At 69.5% G+C, this 15,615-nt stretch carries 12 protein-coding genes and 2 pseudogenes; 7 read left to right on the top strand and 7 right to left on the bottom strand.

Annotated elements, in window-relative coordinates:
- Nucleotides 1–2: 2 nt before the first annotated feature.
- Complete coding sequence (locus tag ACQBAT_RS10030; RefSeq protein WP_420746491.1) at nucleotides 3–710, top strand: uridine kinase; 708 nt, start codon at nucleotides 3–5, stop codon at nucleotides 708–710.
- A gap of 77 nt (nucleotides 711–787) precedes the next feature.
- Here ACQBAT_RS10030 and glpK read toward each other — a convergent pair whose 3' ends face one another.
- The 3 genes from glpK to ACQBAT_RS10015 all read right to left on the bottom strand — a co-directional run bounded on the left by glpK (nucleotide 788) and on the right by ACQBAT_RS10015 (nucleotide 4,962).
- The gene (gene glpK / locus ACQBAT_RS10025) at nucleotides 788–2,341 is read right to left on the bottom strand and encodes a glycerol kinase GlpK (protein ID WP_420746490.1); all 1,554 of its coding nucleotides are present in this window, start codon (nucleotides 2,339–2,341) and stop codon (nucleotides 788–790) included.
- Nucleotides 2,342–2,398: 57 nt separating this feature from the next.
- Nucleotides 2,399–3,100: an MIP/aquaporin family protein gene (locus tag ACQBAT_RS10020; RefSeq protein WP_420746620.1), complete on the bottom strand. Its 702-nt coding sequence runs from the start codon at nucleotides 3,098–3,100 to the stop codon at nucleotides 2,399–2,401.
- Nucleotides 3,101–3,213: 113 nt separating this feature from the next.
- Nucleotides 3,214–4,962, bottom strand: a complete 1,749-nt coding sequence (locus ACQBAT_RS10015; protein ID WP_420746489.1) for a glycerol-3-phosphate dehydrogenase/oxidase — start codon at nucleotides 4,960–4,962, stop codon at nucleotides 3,214–3,216.
- Between the two features lie 136 nt (nucleotides 4,963–5,098).
- Between ACQBAT_RS10015 and ACQBAT_RS10010 the strand changes: the two genes are divergently transcribed.
- Nucleotides 5,099–5,941 (top strand): GNAT family N-acetyltransferase, encoded by an 843-nt coding sequence (locus tag ACQBAT_RS10010; protein WP_420746488.1) that lies wholly within the window; start codon nucleotides 5,099–5,101, stop codon nucleotides 5,939–5,941.
- A gap of 25 nt (nucleotides 5,942–5,966) precedes the next feature.
- On the opposite strand, the gene ACQBAT_RS10005 is transcribed toward ACQBAT_RS10010, so the two are convergent.
- Nucleotides 5,967–8,054, bottom strand: coding sequence for a prolyl oligopeptidase family serine peptidase (locus tag ACQBAT_RS10005; RefSeq protein WP_420746487.1), 2,088 nt, complete (start codon nucleotides 8,052–8,054; stop codon nucleotides 5,967–5,969).
- A 99-nt stretch (nucleotides 8,055–8,153) separates the two neighbouring features.
- Here ACQBAT_RS10005 and ACQBAT_RS10000 point away from each other — a divergent pair.
- Nucleotides 8,154–8,651: pseudogene (locus ACQBAT_RS10000) on the top strand (alpha-hydroxy-acid oxidizing protein); the annotation flags it as partial.
- A 133-nt stretch (nucleotides 8,652–8,784) separates the two neighbouring features.
- Here ACQBAT_RS10000 and ACQBAT_RS09995 read toward each other — a convergent pair.
- Nucleotides 8,785–9,441, bottom strand: a pseudogene (locus tag ACQBAT_RS09995) (dihydropteroate synthase); the annotation flags it as partial.
- A 158-nt stretch (nucleotides 9,442–9,599) separates the two neighbouring features.
- Here ACQBAT_RS09995 and ACQBAT_RS09990 point away from each other — a divergent pair.
- Genes ACQBAT_RS09990 through ACQBAT_RS09980 form a run of 3 tightly spaced genes read left to right on the top strand, consistent with a single transcriptional unit; the run spans nucleotide 9,600 to nucleotide 12,813 of the window.
- Nucleotides 9,600–10,289, top strand: a complete 690-nt coding sequence (locus ACQBAT_RS09990; RefSeq protein ID WP_420746486.1) for a dihydrofolate reductase family protein — start codon at nucleotides 9,600–9,602, stop codon at nucleotides 10,287–10,289.
- Between the two features lie 53 nt (nucleotides 10,290–10,342).
- Complete coding sequence (locus tag ACQBAT_RS09985; RefSeq protein WP_420746485.1) at nucleotides 10,343–11,233, top strand: ATP-binding cassette domain-containing protein; 891 nt, start codon at nucleotides 10,343–10,345, stop codon at nucleotides 11,231–11,233.
- Entirely contained in the window at nucleotides 11,230–12,813 is a 1,584-nt protein-coding gene (locus tag ACQBAT_RS09980; protein ID WP_420746484.1) for an ABC transporter permease, read from the top strand. The genes ACQBAT_RS09985 and ACQBAT_RS09980 overlap by 4 nt, the downstream gene beginning before the upstream one ends.
- Here the strand turns inward: ACQBAT_RS09980 and ACQBAT_RS09975 are convergent.
- Both ACQBAT_RS09975 and ACQBAT_RS09970 read right to left on the bottom strand, forming a co-directional pair.
- Nucleotides 12,806–13,957 carry an acyl-CoA dehydrogenase family protein gene (locus ACQBAT_RS09975; protein WP_420746483.1) on the bottom strand — a complete coding sequence of 384 codons (1,152 nt, stop codon included), beginning with the start codon at nucleotides 13,955–13,957 and terminating at the stop codon, nucleotides 12,806–12,808. The genes ACQBAT_RS09980 and ACQBAT_RS09975 overlap by 8 nt on opposite strands.
- Nucleotides 13,954–14,754 carry an IclR family transcriptional regulator gene (locus ACQBAT_RS09970; protein WP_420746482.1) on the bottom strand — a complete coding sequence of 267 codons (801 nt, stop codon included), beginning with the start codon at nucleotides 14,752–14,754 and terminating at the stop codon, nucleotides 13,954–13,956. The genes ACQBAT_RS09975 and ACQBAT_RS09970 overlap by 4 nt, the downstream gene beginning before the upstream one ends.
- A 54-nt stretch (nucleotides 14,755–14,808) precedes the next feature.
- On the opposite strand from ACQBAT_RS09970, the gene ACQBAT_RS09965 reads away from it, so the two are divergent.
- Complete coding sequence (locus ACQBAT_RS09965; RefSeq protein WP_420746481.1) at nucleotides 14,809–15,609, top strand: 2-keto-4-pentenoate hydratase; 801 nt, start codon at nucleotides 14,809–14,811, stop codon at nucleotides 15,607–15,609.
- Nucleotides 15,610–15,615: the final 6 nt, after the last annotated feature.

Genomic DNA, 15,615 nt, shown 5'->3' with positions numbered 1-15,615 from the left:
GTATGCAGTCACCCGGCTTCCTCCCCGTGCGTCAGCTCGTCCTCGTCGACCTCCTGGGGATGATCCTTGCCACCCGACCGGGGGAGCGCGCATTGGTCGCGGTCGATGGCCCTGACGGGGTCGGAAAGACGCGGTTGGTGGCTGAGCTGCTCGCGCTGTCAGAGCATGTCTCGGGTCGGTCGGTGCACGCCGTCTCCGTCGACGGCTTCCACCAGCCCAGGGCGGTGCGCTACGCCCGAGGGCGCACGGGGGAGACGTTCTATGCGGACTCCTACGACTACGACGCGCTGCGGGCCAAGGTGCTGCGACCGTTCCGCCGGGGCCTGGAGATTGTTCCTGCGGTGCGCGACGTTGCTGCCGACCGTGCGATCCACCCTGATCCGATCGAGGTTGAGGACGACGCCGTGCTCCTGGTGGAGGGGATCTTCCTGCGCCGGCCAGAGCTGCGCCAGGAGTGGGATGCGACCTGTCTGGTCACGGCACCGGAGTCGGTCACCGTCCCGCGCGGAAAGGCGCGGTTCCCCTCCCAGAGGGTCCCCGGCGACGAGGACCCGGAGCATCCCAGCAACGCCCGGTATGTGGAAGGTCAACGCCTCTACCGGCTCCAGGCCCGCACCGCACCACCCACGTGGATCCTGGACAACACCGATCTGCAGCGTCCCGAGCTCATCGTGCCGGACCCCGACGACCCCCAGTGGTTCGAGCAGTAGCCGGGCGACGCCATACAGGGCACCGCGCCGCCCCCCGAGGGGAGCGACGCGGCGCGGGACGACGGTGAGGCGGGGGATCAGGCGGGCGGACCCTCTTCCTCAGCCTCCTCGGCGACCGCCTTCTCGACGGCCTCGATGTCATCATCGACCCAGTCGAAGGTGCGGGTGACAGCCTTCTTCCAGGTGCGGTAGAGGCGCTCGCGCTCCTCATCGTCCATCTGCGGGGACCAGCGCTGGCCCTCTTCCCAGTTGTCGATGACGTCCTGCTCGCCCTCCCAGAAGCCGACGGCGATACCGGCGGCGTAGGCGGCGCCCAGCGCGGTGGTCTCGGCCACCTTCGGACGGACCACGTCGACCCCGAGGATGTCGGCCTGGAACTGCATCAGCGTCTCATTGGCGACCATGCCACCGTCGACGCGCAGCTCGGACAACTCGACACCGGAGTCGGCGTTCATCGCATCCAGCACCTCACGGGTCTGGAAGGCAGTGGCCTCCAGCGCCGCACGGGCGATGTGGTGCTTGTTGACGTAGCGGGTCAGACCGACGATCGCGCCGCGGGCGTCGTCCTTCCAGTACGGGGCGAACAGGCCCGAGAACGCCGGCACGATGAAGCAGCCACCGTTGTCGTCGACCTCCTTGGCCAGGTCCTCGATCTCGGGGGCGTCCGAGATCAGCCCGATGTTGTCCCGCAGCCACTGCACCAGCGACCCGGTGACCGCGATCGAGCCCTCGAGGGCGTAGACCGCGTCCTGGTCACCGATCTTGTAGCAGACGGTGGTGAGCAGACCGTTCTCGCTGGGCACGATCTCGGTCCCGGTGTTGAGCAGCATGAAGTTGCCCGTGCCGTAGGTGTTCTTCGACATGCCCTTCTCGAAGCAGGCCTGGCCGAAGGTGGCCGCCTGCTGGTCGCCGAGGATGCCGGAGATCGGGACGTGCAGCTTGTCGCTCTCGCCGTAGACCTCCGAGGAGGACTTGATCTCGGGCAGCATCGACATCGGGATGCCCATGTCGGAGGCCACCTGCTCGGACCAGGACAGCGTCTTGAGGTCCATCAGCATCGTCCGGGAGGCGTTGGTCACGTCCGTGACGTGGACGCCGCCGTCGGTGCCGCCGGTGAGATTCCAGACCAGCCAGGAGTCGGTGTTGCCGAAGACCAGGTCGCCGGCCTCCGCCTTCTCCCGGGCGCCGTCGACATTGTCGAGGATCCACTTGATCTTGGGACCGGAGAAGTAGGTCGCCAGCGGCAGGCCGCAGATGTCCTTGTACTTCTCCGCACCCTCATCGCCGCCCAGCTCGGCGACGATCCGCGAGGTCCGGGTGTCCTGCCAGACGATGGCGTTGTAGACCGCCTCGCCGGTGTTCTTGTCCCAGACCACCGCAGTCTCGCGCTGGTTGGTGATGCCGATCGCCGCGATGTCGCGGCCCGTCAGGTTGCCCTTGCCCAGGGCAAGGCCGATGACCTCACGGGTGTTGTCCCAGATCTCAGCGGGGTCATGCTCGACCCAGCCGGCCTTGGGGAAGATCTGCTCGTGCTCCTTTTGGCCCACCGAGTAGATGTCGCCACTCTTGGTGAACACGATCGCCCGGGTGCTCGTGGTGCCCTGGTCGATCGCGAGGACGTAGTCAGCCATGCTGCTTCTCCTTCACGTCGTTGTACAAGGTTGTGTATGGGGTGAGGTTGGGTGACTTTAGATGAGCGCCATGGCCAGCAGACCGGCGAGCACACCGCCGACGAGCGGGCCGGCCACGGGCACCCAGGAGTAGCCCCAGTCGCTTCCACCCTTGCCGGGGATCGGCAGGATGGCGTGCGCGATGCGCGGGCCGAGGTCACGGGCCGGGTTGATGGCGTAGCCGGTCGGTCCACCGAGGCTGGCACCGATACCGACGACCAGCAGGGCGACGGCCAACGGGCCAAGACCCGAGGGGCTGCCGGCGAAGTGGATGACGACGAAGACCAGGACGAAGGTCGCGATGACCTCGGTGACGAAGTTCCAGCCGTAGCTGCGGATCTCCGGACCGGTCGAGAAGACGCCGAGCTTGACGCCGGGGTCGGCCTCTTCGTCGAAGTGCTTCTTGTAGGCCACCCAGGTGAGGACGGCGCCGATGAAGGCACCGATCATCTGGGCCACCATGTAGAGCAGCATGTTGACGAACGTCGCCGGGACGGCCGCTTCGCCACCGAAGTCGGAGGCGCCGTTGGCGAACAGACCGATCGTCACCGCCGGGTTCAGGTGCGCACCGGACTTGAACGCGACATACACACCGGCGAAGACCGCAAGACCCCAGCCGAAGTTGATCAGCAGCCAGGCACCGCCGCCACCGCCACCGAAGCCCTTGGTCTTCGGCAGGATCGCGTTGGCCACCACGCCACCGCCCAGGAGCAGCAGCATGGCGGTTCCGGCCACCTCTGCAATGAATACTTCTCCCACTTCTCAAATCCCTTCTCTGTGGGGTGTGTACCGGACGGGATGCCCGGTCACGGGCCATGGGTGAGGCGGTTGACCTAGCCACCCATGGAACTCAGCGGAGCGACCTCCCCGTGGTGGTCGCGGACGCGCACGGCAGCGGCGTCGTCGATCTCCAGTGCCGCTTCTTCCTCGGCGCGGGCCCGGGCGGTGTACTGCTCGATCTCTTCGCGCATCCGGTCCTCGCCCCAGCCCAGCCACTGCTCGGCGATCGCGGCGATCTCCTCGACGGCGGCCAGTCCCTTGTCCGGGTACTCGTAGATGATCCGGGTGCGTCGCATCATGATGTCCTCGAGGTGCAGCACCCCTTCGCTGATGCACGCGTAGGCGATCTCGGCCCGCAGGTAGGCCGGGGCGTGCTCCACCGGGTCGGCGAGGGAGGCGTCCTCGGTGATCAGGTCCAGCAGCTCCTCGACGAGCGAGCCGTAGCGGTGCAGCAGGTGGTCGGTGAGCTGCTCGGTCCAGCCGAAACGTTCGCGCAGCGCCGGCATCCGGCGGCGCATGGCGGCCTCGCCCACGGCGCCCAGCAGGGGGATCTCGTGGGTAATCGAGGGCAGATCCTTGGCCTGGTCTCCGAGGGCGAAGTCCACGGCGTCCTTGGCCATCACCCGGTAGGTGGTCAGTTTGCCGCCACCGATCACGGTCAGGCCCGGTACGGGGGAGGCCACGGTGTGCTCGCGGCTGACCTTGGCCGAGTCGGTCCCCTCCTTGGTGCCCGGCTGCAGCAGCGGGCGCAGCCCGGCGTACCAGCCCACCACATCGTCGCGGGTGAGCGTGGTGGTGAGCACGGCATTGGCGTGGTCGAGGACGTAGTCGATATCGGCCGCGGTCGCGACCGGGTGCTGCCGGTCCTCTTTCCACGGGGTGTCCGTGGTCCCCAGGATCCAGTAGCGCGACCAGGGGATGAAGAAGAGCACCGACTTCTCGGTCTGCAGGAACAGGCCCGAGGTGCCCTTGATCCGGTCACGGGGGATGACGAGGTGGATGCCCTTGGACGCGAGTACCCGCAGACCGCCATCGGTGTTGGCCAGGGTGGAGACGTCCTCGGTCCACACCCCGGTGCAGTTGATGATGTGGCGGGCGCGGGCCTCGATCTCCTCGCCGGTCTCCAGGTCCTTGAGCACCGCCCCGACGGCGCGCTCCTGGTCGTCCTTGATGATCCGGACGACCTCGGTGCGCGGAGCGGCATACGCCCCGTAGGTGTGCGCGGTGCGCACCAGGGTGGCGACCAGGCGGGCGTCGTCGACCGTGGCGTCCCAGTACTTCACCGCCCCGATCGCGGTCTCGTGCTTGAGGTCGGGGAACTCCTTGTGCAGCCGGGCTCGCGTGGCGTGCTGGTGGATCGGCAGCGCGCGCCGGCCCGGCATCAGGTTGGCCAGGATGTCGTAGAGGGTCACGCCGGCGCCGTAGTAGGCCCGCTGCCAGACCCGGTGCTCCAGCGGGATCAGGAAAGGCATCGGCTTGACCAGGTGCGGCGCGAGCGTCTTGAGCAGCAGTCCCCGCTCGGTCAGCGCCTCGTGCACGAGTTTGAAGTCCAGCATCTGCAGATAGCGCAGGCCGCCGTGGACCAGCTTGGTCGACCACTGCGAGGTGCCTGACGCCCAGTCCTGGGCCTCGACGATGACGGTGGACAGACCGCGGGTGGTGGCATCCAGGGCGACACCGGCCCCGGTGACCCCGCCACCGATCACCAGGACGTCCAGCGGTGTGCCGCCCTCTCGCGCGCTGTCCCGCAGCGCGGTCAGCGCCTCATCGCGACTACGTCCGGTCAGTGCCTTGGTCTGCATCTCGTCGGTCTCCAGCTCTTTCTCGGGCTGCCGGGCCTCTGCGGACCGGCACTGGCCCGGACGTTGACGTTGCGTACGTTCCGTGCGCGTAGTCTGACAGATCGACAGCCAGGATGCCGTAAGGCAGGCTTATCGAATGTTGCGCACTCGCGGAGGTGTCCGGGCCCTGGGGGAATCCGACGTCGACGCAGCCCTGCAGATCTGCGCCGAAGACCCCGTCACCAATGTCTTCGTCGCCGCCCGGATCCTGGAGAGCGGGCTCGCCGGCAACCGGGGACCGCTGTTCAGCTATGAGGCGCGCGAGGAGCGCGCGCTGTGCTGGTGCGCGGCCAATGTGGTGCCGGTCGGAGCCAGCCCCCGCGCCCTCGGAGCGCTCGCGACCAAGGTGATCAAGCGCCGCACCTGGGCCAGCTCGGTGTTCGGCCCGGTCGACCAGGTCATGGGGCTGTGGGACCGCATCGGCCGGCAGTGGGGACCGCCCCGGGAGATCCGGCCGAACCAGTTGGTGATGACCATGACGCAGCGGCCCTCGGAACTGGGGGCTGCCCTCGATCCCGCCGTGCGCCCGGCGCGTCCCGAAGAACTGGATCTGGTCGTCCCCGCCGCGACCGCCATGTTCACCGAGGAGATCGGCTACCCGCCCTATCAGGGCAGTGGCACGGCATACCGGGCCGGGGTCGCGGGCCTGATCGGGCGCGGCCACACCCTGGTGCGTGTCGAGGACGGCGAGGTCGTCTTCAAGGCCGACCTCGGATCGGTGGCGCTGGGCGTCGCCCAGGTCCAGGGCGTCTGGGTGCACCCGACGTGGCGTGGCCAGGGGCTGGCCGCACCCGCGATGGCCGCAGCGGTGGAGCACACCATGGCGCACGTGGCGCCGGTCGTCTCCCTCTACGTCAACGACTTCAACGCGCCGGCCGTGGCCACCTATCGGCGGGTCGGCTTCACCCAGACCGGCACGTTCGCGACGGTCCTGCTGTAGTCATTCGCTGCCGCGACCGGACACCTCAGGCGAGCCGGTCGTGCAGGAAGGCCCAGGCCAGGGCGTGCCAGGTCGCCCACTGCTTCGGCGTCGACGCACCGCCGTGACCGCCCTCCAGGTTCTCCCAGTAGGTGACATCGCGGTCGTGCTCGGCCAGCAGCGCCGCCATTTTGCGGGCGTGGCCGGGGTGCACCCGGTCGTCGCGGGTGGAGGTAGCCAGGTAGACCGCCGGCGTCGGGCGGTCGGGATCGAAGCGCTGGTAGGGGGAGTAGGTCTGCAGCCACTCCCACTCCTGCGGGTCGTCGGGATCGCCGTACTCTGCCATCCAGGAGGCCCCGGCGAGCAGCAGGTGGTAGCGCTGCATGTCCAGCAGCGGCACCTGGCACACGACCGCGCCGAAGTCCTCGGGGTAGCCGGTGATCATGTTGCCGACCAGCAGTCCGCCATTAGAGCGGCCGGTGCAGCCCAGGTGGGACACCGAGGTGACGCCCCGGTCGACCAGGTCCCGAGCGACCGCGACGAAGTCCTCGTAGGCGCGGTGCCGCTGGTCCCCGAGCGCGGCCTGGTGCCAGCGCGGCCCGAACTCGCCGCCGCCGCGGATGCCGGCCACCACGTGGACGTGACCGTGCTGCAACCACGCGCGCCCGACGATGGGGTCGTAGGCGGGCGTGAGCGCGTGCTCGAAACCGCCGTAGCCGTGGACCACGGTCGGGGTCGAGCCGTCCAGTGGCAGGTCGGCCGGGCCTACCTGCCAGTAGGGCACCCGGGTCCCGTCCGCCGAGGTCGCCCACTCCTGGGTCACGCAGAGCCCGGTGGCGGGGAAGCGCTCCGGCGCCGCCCGGAGCCGCTCCACCTCGACCTCGACCGGAGCCTCGGGGCTCGCCGCGGATCCGGCGCCCAGCCGGGCGACCGAGAGGGTCATGGGGTCCAGGAACCCGGTGGTGACCAGCCACAGGTCGTCGCTGTCGTGGTCGTCGACCGCGCTCACGCTCACCGTGCGCAGGCCGACGTCGAGCCGGTCGGTGAGGTCCTGGCTGGACCACCCGCCTGCCTCTGGGCGGTGGACGCGCACGGTATGCCGCACCTCCACCAGCTCGGTCGTCACCAGGTGGCCTTGGGTCCAGGTCAGATCAATCAGGGCAGAGCGGTCGTCGGGGGTGAACAGGGCGGTCCAGGTTGACCTCGCCGGATCATCCAGGGCGGAGGCCAGATCGGTGACCAGCAGGCTGCCGGCCGGATACTCCGCACCGTCGGCGGAAGGCTGCCAGGAGTGGCGCAGCCGGAGCGCGAGATGGTCGCCGTGGATGCTGGCGTCGGCCGAGTCGGGCAGATCCAGTTCACGCGGGCTGCCGTCCTGCAGCACGAGCGTGCGGTCCCGGTAGAAGGCCAGCGCACGGTCGAGCACGGTGCGACCGGTCCGCTGGTCGTGGCGGAGGAACAGGCCCAGGTCCTCCTCGGGAATGGTGTGCACCACCTGCGCCTCGGCGATCGGGGTGCCCCGGCGCCAGAGCCGGGCGGTGCGGGGATAACCCGAACGCGTCGCGCCCGTGGGATCGTCCGCGGTGGTCAGGTAGACGTGGTCACGATCGCGCCAGCCCAGCCGACCCTTGCTCTCGGCCTTGGCGAAGGCATCCGTGCCGCTCACCCAGGACCCGCTGGTCAGATCGAACTCGCGGGCCACATTGGCGTCGGCGCCACCGCGCGAGAGATGGATCAGCGCCCGGTCCAGATCTGGTCGGAGCAGCTGGGCGCCCTGCCACACCCAGGGCACGTCCTCCTCCTGGGCGAGCGCGTCGAGGTCGAGCAGGATCTCCCAGGCCGGCTCCTCGGTGCGGTAGGACTCCCAGGTGGTGCGACGCCATACACCTCGGGGGTGGTCGGCATCGGTCCAGAAGCCGTAGAGGTGCTCGCCCGCCTGCGCGACCAGGGGGATCCGGTCCGAGGCCTCGAGGGCGTCCCGGATCCCGGCGTGCACCTCGTTGTAGAGCGGATGCGCGGTCAACGCGTCCTCGGCGCTCGTGCTGCGCGCCCGGACCCAGTCCAGGGCCTCGGGGGACTCGACCTCCTCGAGCCAGCGGTGCGGGTCTGCGGTCGAGGGCTGCTGCTGCTCCATGCCTCCACCCCATCACAGGCTGGTGGGGTGGGTGCAGCCGCGAGCGTGACCGGCGCCGAGGGGCGGACCCGTGTCGGGCGTCCTACAGTGAGTGCCCTGATGACTCCCGTGCGACGTAGGCCCCCGAGGTGGTCGGAGCTGCGACCGTTGGTGCAGGTGCGACGGCCCACGGTGCGCCGCACGGCGGCTGCCCTGGCGCGGGCGGCGACGATCGAGGACCTACGCACGCTGGCCCGACGACGTACTCCGCGTGCGGTCTTCGACTATGTCGACGGTGCGGCCGAGGCAGAGCTGTCCCTGCAGCGCGCCCGGGAGGCCTTCGCCTCGGTGGAGTTCCGGCCGCGGGTGCTGCGCGATGTGGCCCAGGTCGATGCCGGTGTGGAGGTCCTCGGCGCGACCAGCCCGATCCCGGTGGTGCTCGCCCCGACCGGCTTCACCCGGATGATGCACCACGAGGGCGAGTGGGCGGTCGCGCGCGCGGCGGCGCGGGCGGGAGTGCCGTACACGCTGTCCACGATGGGGACGGTGTCGGTGGAGGATCTGGCCCGCGAGGTGCCTTCGGTGCAGCGCTGGTTCCAGCTCTATCTCTGGCGGGACCGGCAGGCCTCTCGGGAATTGATCCACCGCGCGGCCGAGTCGGGCTATTCGGTCCTGGTAGGTGCGGCACCTCGTGGATGCGCAGCAGGTGCGCACCGCCGAGAGCAGCGAAGACCGCGAAGAAGCCCTCGGCCTTGCGGAACTCGTCACCGAACAGGTCATAGGTGTGGGGCAGGACGTTGCACACGGGGACGCCGAGCGGGCGCAGCCGGAAGGTCTGGGTCAGCACCCGCATCTGGTGGCGCACACGCGTGAACGCGTCGGGCAGGTTGCCGTAGTGGAAACCCATGCCCGGATCGATGATGACCTGGTCGGCGCCGAGTACGCGCGCCCGCGCCAGACGCGTCTCGAAGTGGTCCAACAGCACCGGCATCGGGTCCGCATCGGGCGGGACGTCGGTGGGTTCGCGAACGTTGGCCGCGTCGCCGAAGCACATCACCACCGTGGCGTCGTGCTCGGCGGCCAAGGTGAGCATCTCGTCCTCGTGTTGGCGACCGGTCATGTTGAGGACGCGCGCACCCGCTTGCAGGCAGGCGCGCACGACGCTGGGTTCGTACGTCTCCACCGAGACCACGGTGTTCTCGGCGAGACCTTCGACGGCCGGGACGAGCGAGGCGATCTGGTCCTGGGCGGTGACCCGACTGGCCTTGGCATTGCTGGACTCGGCGCCGAGATCGATGATCGCGGCGCCTTGGGCGACCTGGACCCGCCCCATCCGTACGGCGTCGTCGGCTGAGACGGCGACGCTTTCGCGGTAGGTCGAATCACGCGACAGGTTGACGCACCCCATGAGCGTGATCCCATCGCCGCCCACCACGACATCGCCCCCGGGGCCGGGGATCGTGACGGGCGTGATCTCGGATTCCCAGGCATCGGCGTACTGGTGCTGGAGGGCCGCAAGGTCCGCAAGGGTGATCACGCGGCCAGCCTAGGTGCCACGATGTCCCGGTGACCGGACACCTGAAGTTGAACAGACTCGCGGACCTGAGCACCGAAGACCTGCGTGCCATGTATGCGCCGCTGCGCAAACCGTGGTTGCGGGTCAACTTCGTCAGCACCCTTGACGGCGCGGCCCAAGGCGGCGACGGGCTCAGCAAGTCGATCAACAACGACGCCGACCAGCGGGTCTTTCGGGCATTGCGGGCCCATGCGGACTGCCTCGTCGTGGGCGCGGGAACGTTGCGGGCCGAGCGCTATCAACACCCGACGTTGCCGCTGGTCGTGGTCACGCGCAGTGGCGAGGTGCCGGACTCGCTGGTCGACGCGCCGGACGGCTCGGTCCTGATGGCGACCGTGGCGTCGGCGCCGGGCCTTGACGCTGCCCGCGAACTCCTCGGGGAGGAGCGCGTGATGGTGCTGGGCGAGCGCGAGATCGACCTGCCGGCCCTCAAGTCCACGCTGGCCGAACGCGGCTGGGTGGACCAACTCTGCGAGGGCGGGCCACACCTGTTCGGAGCACTCGCGGCGGCCGGGGTCGTCGATGAGTTGTGCCTGACGTTGGTGCCGCGGCTGATCGGAGGCGACCACCTACGAGTGCTGGCCGGGCATGGAGTCAACCTCGACCTGCGGCCGCGACTGTTGCTCGAACAGGACGGCACGTTGCTCGGGAGTTGGCTGGTCGCGAGCCCCGCTGGTTGAGGCGCGAGCGCAGCAAGCCTCGAAACCCGCACCGCACCTGACAGAGTGGACCCATGGCAGCGATCCAGATGGAGTCCGTGGTCAAGACGTTCGGGTCCGTGCGTGCCCTCGATGGGTTCGACCTCGAAGTGGCGGCGGGGGAGGTGCACGGGTTCCTCGGCCCCAACGGCGCTGGGAAGTCGACGACGATGCGCGTCCTGCTCGGCCTGTTGCGTACGGACTCCGGCACCACTCGACTGCTCGGCGGCGACCCCTGGGCCGAGGCTGCCGACCTGCATCGGCGCCTGTCCTATGTGCCGGGTGAGATCAACCTGTGGGGCAACCTGACTGGCGGCGAGGTCATCGACGTCCTGGGGCGCATGCGCGGCGGGCTCGACGAGGCCCGGCGCGCGGATCTGATCGAGCGGTTCGAACTCGACCCGAGCAAGAAGTGCCGTACGTACTCCAAGGGCAACCGGCAGAAGGTCGCCCTCGTCGCCGGTCTGGCCGCACAGGTCGACCTCTATCTCCTCGATGAGCCGACGTCTGGGCTCGACCCGCTGATGGAGGCGGAGTTCCAGCGGACCGTGCATGAGTTGAAGGACGCAGGCGCGACGGTGCTGCTCTCGAGTCACATCCTCGCGGAGGTCGAGGCGCTGGCCGACCGGGTCAGCATCATCCGTGCCGGTCGCAACGTGCAGAGCGGCACGTTGGCCGACCTGCGCCACCTGACCCGCACCACGGTTCTGGTCGAGACCGCCTCCGCGGGTGAGGACCTCAAGGACCTGCCGGGCGTACACCACCTGCGGCGCGATGGCGCCCGACTCGTGTTCGAGGTGGACGACGATGCCTTGCAGGAGGTGTTGGGTCGGCTGGCCTCGATGGGCGTACGCGCACTGCAGGCGCACCCGCCGACGCTGGAGGAACTGTTCCTGCGCGAGTACGGCGAGGAAGTCTCGGCGTGAACCATCCCTTCACCGGTACGGGTCATCTGATCCGGCTGATCCTGCGTCGCGACCGCATCCGCCTGCCGTTGTGGATCTTCGGCATCACCGCGACGGTCGGGTTCTCGGCCGGTGCGGTGCAGGACTTCTACAAGACCCCCGAGCAGATCGCGTCCTATGCCCAGACCATCGAGAGCAGTGCATCCGCGCGACTGTTCGGCGGGGTCCCGTACGACCTCGACAACCTGGGCGGCATCACCGCCTATGAGGTGACGGCGGTGGCGACGATCGCGCTGGCGTTGATGGTGATCTTCTTCGTCATCCGCCACACCCGCGGCGAGGAGGAGGCCGGCACGTCCGAACTGGTGCGCAGCGCCGTCATCGGTCGCCACGCCGCGACGTTGGCGACGCTCGTGGTCGCTCTCGGTTGCGTGGCGATCGTGGGGGCCCTGGACGCAGCGGTCCTCACGGCGGTGGGTCTGCCGGCCGCCGACTCAGTGGCTCACGGGGTGGCCCTGGCCGCCTCGGGCCTCGTCTTCACCGGCGTGGCTGCCCTGTCTGCGCAGGTCGTGTCGTCGGCGCGTGGGGCACTGGCGCTGGCCGGCACGGTTCTGGGCGTGTTCTTCGTGGGCCGCGGTTGGGCGGCCGGCGAGCGCAGCGATCTCGTGTGGCTCTCGCCCATGGCATGGCAGGAGGGCGTACGCCCGTTCGGTGAGACCCGTTGGTGGCTCTTGATCCCGTTGCTGGCACTGGCCGCGCTGCTCTTGTTGATCGCGGGCACGCTCACTGCGCGGCGTGACTTCGGAGCCGGGTTGGTGCACCCCCGCAAGGGTCGGGCGCGGGCGGTGCGGTTCACGACCACGCCGGTGGGGCTGGCGTTGCGTACCCAGCGCGGTCTGGTGATCGGCTGGGCGGCGGGGCTGTTCGTTCTCGGCGCGGTCTACGGCTCGTTCTCGCAGGACATCTCGACGATGGTGGAGGCCAACCCCGAGATCCTGGACGTGTTGGGCGGGGAGACCAGCGATCTCGTACGCAGCTATTACGCGTTCGTCATCTCGTTCACCGCCATCATGGCCACCGCCTTCACCATCACCTCCGCCTTGCGCCTGCGGCACGACGAACGGGCCGGTCTGGCCGAGTCGATCCTGGCGACGGGGGTTTCGCGGACGCGTTGGGCATTGGCCGCGATCACGGTGGCGATCGTGGCCAGTGCGCTCATGATGTTGCTCATCGGCCTCGGGTCAGCCCTGACGCACCTCGCCACGACCGGCGACGGTGAACTGTTCTGGCCGATCGTGGGGGCTGCCCTGTCCTACGTCCCCGCGGCGGTGCTGCTCGTGGGCCTGGTGGTTCTCCTGCACGGTTGGGCGCCGCGGTTCGCGCCGGTCGTGTGGGTGGTGTTTGCCTTCGCGCTGTTGCAGTCCTACCTCGGCGAGATCCTCAACCTGCCCGACTGGGTCTCGGCGATCTCGCCGTTCTGGCACCTGCCGTTGGTGCCGAGCGAGCCGTTCGCCGTCGCCCCTGGCGCGGTGCTGGCCGGGGCGGGGCTCGTGGGCATCGGGCTCGGCCTCGTCGGCCTGCGGCGTCGCGACGTCAGTTGATCTGGCCGGCGTTGTCCTTGGCGAGCGAGCGCGAGATGACCAGACGCTGGATCTGGTTGGTGCCCTCGAAGATCTGCATCACCTTCGCTTCGCGCATGTAGCGCTCGACCGGCCAGTCCTTGGTGTAGCCGGCGCCGCCGAGCACCTGCACGGCATCGGTGGTGACCTTCATGGCGTTGTCGGTGCAGATGAGTTTGGCGATCGATGCCTCGCGGCCGAAGGGCTGACCCAGGTCGCGCAGGCGGGCCGCGTGCAGATAGGTCGCGCGGGCGGACTGCACCGCGGCCTCCATGTCGGCGAGGACGAACGCCAGCCCCTGGTGGTCGATGATCGCCTTGCCGAACGCCTCGCGTTCACGGGCGTACGCCACTGCCGTGTCGAGGGCTCCTTGGGCCAGGCCGGTGGCGACGGCGGCGATGCCGAGGCGGCCTGAGTCGAGGCCCTTGAGGGCGATGCGCAGCCCTTCGCCCTCTGCCCCGAGTCGGCGCTCGACCGGGATGCGGACGTTCTCGAATCGCATGGTTGCCGTCGTCGACCCCATCAGGCCCATCTTCTGCTCAGGCGGGTCGGCGCTGAGACCTTCGGCGTCGGCGGGGACCAGGAAGCACGAGATGCCGGCCTCCTCCCGCGCCATCACCTTGTAGAAGTCGGCCTGCCCGCCGTGGGTGGTCCAGGCCTTGGCGCCGTTGAGGACGTACGCGTCCCCGTCGCGGCGGGCGGTCGTGAGCATGGCGGCCGGGTCGGAGCCGGCGTGCGCTTCGGAGAGGCAGTACGCCCCCAGCAGGTCGCCGCCGAGCATGTCGGGGAGCCACGCGGCGCGCTGCTCGTCGGTGCCGAACTCGGCGAGTCCGAAGCACGACAAGACGTGCACCGAGGCGCCGACGCCCACCGATGACCACACCGAGCCGATCTCCTCGAGGACCTGGAGATAGACCTCGTACGGCTGCCCGCCCCCGCCGAACTCCTCGGGATAGGGCAGCGACAGCAGGCCCGCCTGCCCCAGCAGGCGGAACACCTCTCGGGGGAAGGTCCCGGTGGCCTCGGCTTCGGCGGACCTGGGGGCCAGTTCCTTCGAACAGATCTCGCGGGTCAGGGCCAGCAGGTCACGGGCCTCGGGAGTGGGGAGGGTGCGCCGAGCGGTCATGCCTGCACGCTACCGCCGGACTGTCGGTCAGAGGCCAGTTGTGCGCGCCGGGCCAGCGTGGCCGCGACCCCGTTGGCGGCCGCGCGCACGGAGGCCGCATGGTGGTCGGGTCGGAACCGGGTCGCGCTGCCGGCGATGCTGACGGCGATGCTGACGGCGGCCAGCGGTTGATCCTCGGCGTCGAGCACCGGGGCCGCGACGCAGACGACGCCGGCCGCGGACTCTTCGTACTCGTAGGCCACGCCAGCCTGGACGACCTGGTCGAGTTGGGCGCGCAGACGCCCGGGGGCCGTGAGGGTGCGGGGGGTCAGCCGCTCGAGTGGGCCGCTGAGGACCTCGATCCACACCGACTGGGGGGCGTGGGCCAGCAGTGCCTTGCCGAGCGCGGTGGCGTGGACGGGCATCCGGCCGCCGACACGGGTGGGGGTGCGGGCGCCCTTGTGGCCGGCGACCTTGGCGACGTAGACGACCTCGGTTCCTTCGCGGATCCCGAGGTGGACGACCTCGTGGGTGCGCTCGTAGAGGTCTTCCATGAACGGAGTGGCGACCTCGATCAGGGTCCGCTCGACGCTGGCCAACATGCCGAGTTCGAAGAGGTGCGAGCCGAGGTGGAAGACACCCTCGCGACGATCGAGCAGTCCCGCCGTGACCAGGTCGCCGGCGATGCGGTGCAGCGTGGCCTTGGGCAGTCCGGTGCGGCGCTGGAGTTGGGCAAAACTCAGGCCCGGATCGTCAGCGGAGAAGGCATGCAGGACCGACATGGCCTTGCCAAGGACGGACGCGCGATCGAGTTCCATTGAGTGGAACTCTAGCCTTTCGTTTCTCATGGTGGGCAGGCCACGATGGCGCCCATGAGCACTCCAGACATCTCCGCCGACAAGATCGAGGCGGCGGCACGACGGCTCCAGGAGGCCGCGGCGTCCGGCCAGCCGTGCGAGCCCGTACGTGACCTGATCGGCACCAACGACGTGGCCGCCGCCTATGCAGTGCAATCGATCATCATCGGCGATCGCGTCGCCGCCGGTGCCACCGTCGTGGGCCGCAAGATCGGCCTCACCTCGCCGGCCGTGCAGCAGTGGCTCGGCGTCGACGTCCCCGACTTCGGGGTCCTGCTCGACGACATGGAGTACGCCGAGGACGAAGTCGTCCCGATGAGTCGGATGCTGCAGCCCCGTGCGGAGGCCGAGATCGCGTTCGTGTTGAAGGAGGACCTGACCGAGGGCCCCTTCACCGCCGAGTCGGTCAGGGGAGCCGTCGACCACGCCCGCGCCGCCATCGAGATCGTCGACTCCCGCGTACGTGACTGGGACATCAAGTTGGGCGACACCGTGGCCGACAACGCCTCTAGCGGGCTCTACGTCATGGGCGCCACCCGCCTGACGCTGGAGGAGTTCGAGCCGGTCGACGTCGAGATGAAGATGACCAGCAACGGCGAGGAGGTCTCCACCGGCAACGGCGCGGCCTGCCTGGGCGACCCACTCAACGCACTGGCGTGGCTGGCGTCGGCCGCGCTGGAGTACGGCGAGCCGCTGCGCGCCGGACAGGTCGTGCTCTCGGGCGCGCTGGGACCGGTGCACCCCGTACCCCCCGGCGCGGTCGTCCGCGCCGAGATCACCGGGCTCGGCTCGGTGACGGCAACGTTCAGCGAGTAGACCGTG

Source organism: Ornithinimicrobium pulveris (genome assembly GCF_050261105.1).
Taxonomy (GTDB): domain Bacteria; phylum Actinomycetota; class Actinomycetes; order Actinomycetales; family Dermatophilaceae; genus Ornithinicoccus.
The sequence above is the reverse complement of the archived record's forward strand: the minus strand, read 5'-3'. Positions and strand labels throughout refer to the sequence as shown.

What these genes read in the sequence shown, in the direction of transcription:
- ACQBAT_RS10030 (WP_420746491.1), top strand. Translation starts at nt 3, where the DNA reads ATGCAGTCACCCGGCTTCCTCCCCGTGCGTCAGCTCGTCCTCGTCGAC.
- glpK (WP_420746490.1), bottom strand. Translation starts at nt 2,341, where the DNA reads ATGGCTGACTACGTCCTCGCGATCGACCAGGGCACCACGAGCACCCGG.
- ACQBAT_RS10020 (WP_420746620.1), bottom strand. Translation starts at nt 3,100, where the DNA reads ATGCTGCTGCTCCTGGGCGGTGGCGTGGTGGCCAACGCGATCCTGCCG.
- ACQBAT_RS10015 (WP_420746489.1), bottom strand. Translation starts at nt 4,962, where the DNA reads ATGCAGACCAAGGCACTGACCGGACGTAGTCGCGATGAGGCGCTGACC.
- ACQBAT_RS10010 (WP_420746488.1), top strand. Translation starts at nt 5,099, where the DNA reads ATGTTGCGCACTCGCGGAGGTGTCCGGGCCCTGGGGGAATCCGACGTC.
- ACQBAT_RS10005 (WP_420746487.1), bottom strand. Translation starts at nt 8,054, where the DNA reads ATGGAGCAGCAGCAGCCCTCGACCGCAGACCCGCACCGCTGGCTCGAG.
- ACQBAT_RS09985 (WP_420746485.1), top strand. Translation starts at nt 10,343, where the DNA reads ATGGCAGCGATCCAGATGGAGTCCGTGGTCAAGACGTTCGGGTCCGTG.
- ACQBAT_RS09975 (WP_420746483.1), bottom strand. Translation starts at nt 13,957, where the DNA reads ATGACCGCTCGGCGCACCCTCCCCACTCCCGAGGCCCGTGACCTGCTG.
- ACQBAT_RS09970 (WP_420746482.1), bottom strand. Translation starts at nt 14,754, where the DNA reads ATGGAACTCGATCGCGCGTCCGTCCTTGGCAAGGCCATGTCGGTCCTG.
- ACQBAT_RS09965 (WP_420746481.1), top strand. Translation starts at nt 14,809, where the DNA reads ATGAGCACTCCAGACATCTCCGCCGACAAGATCGAGGCGGCGGCACGA.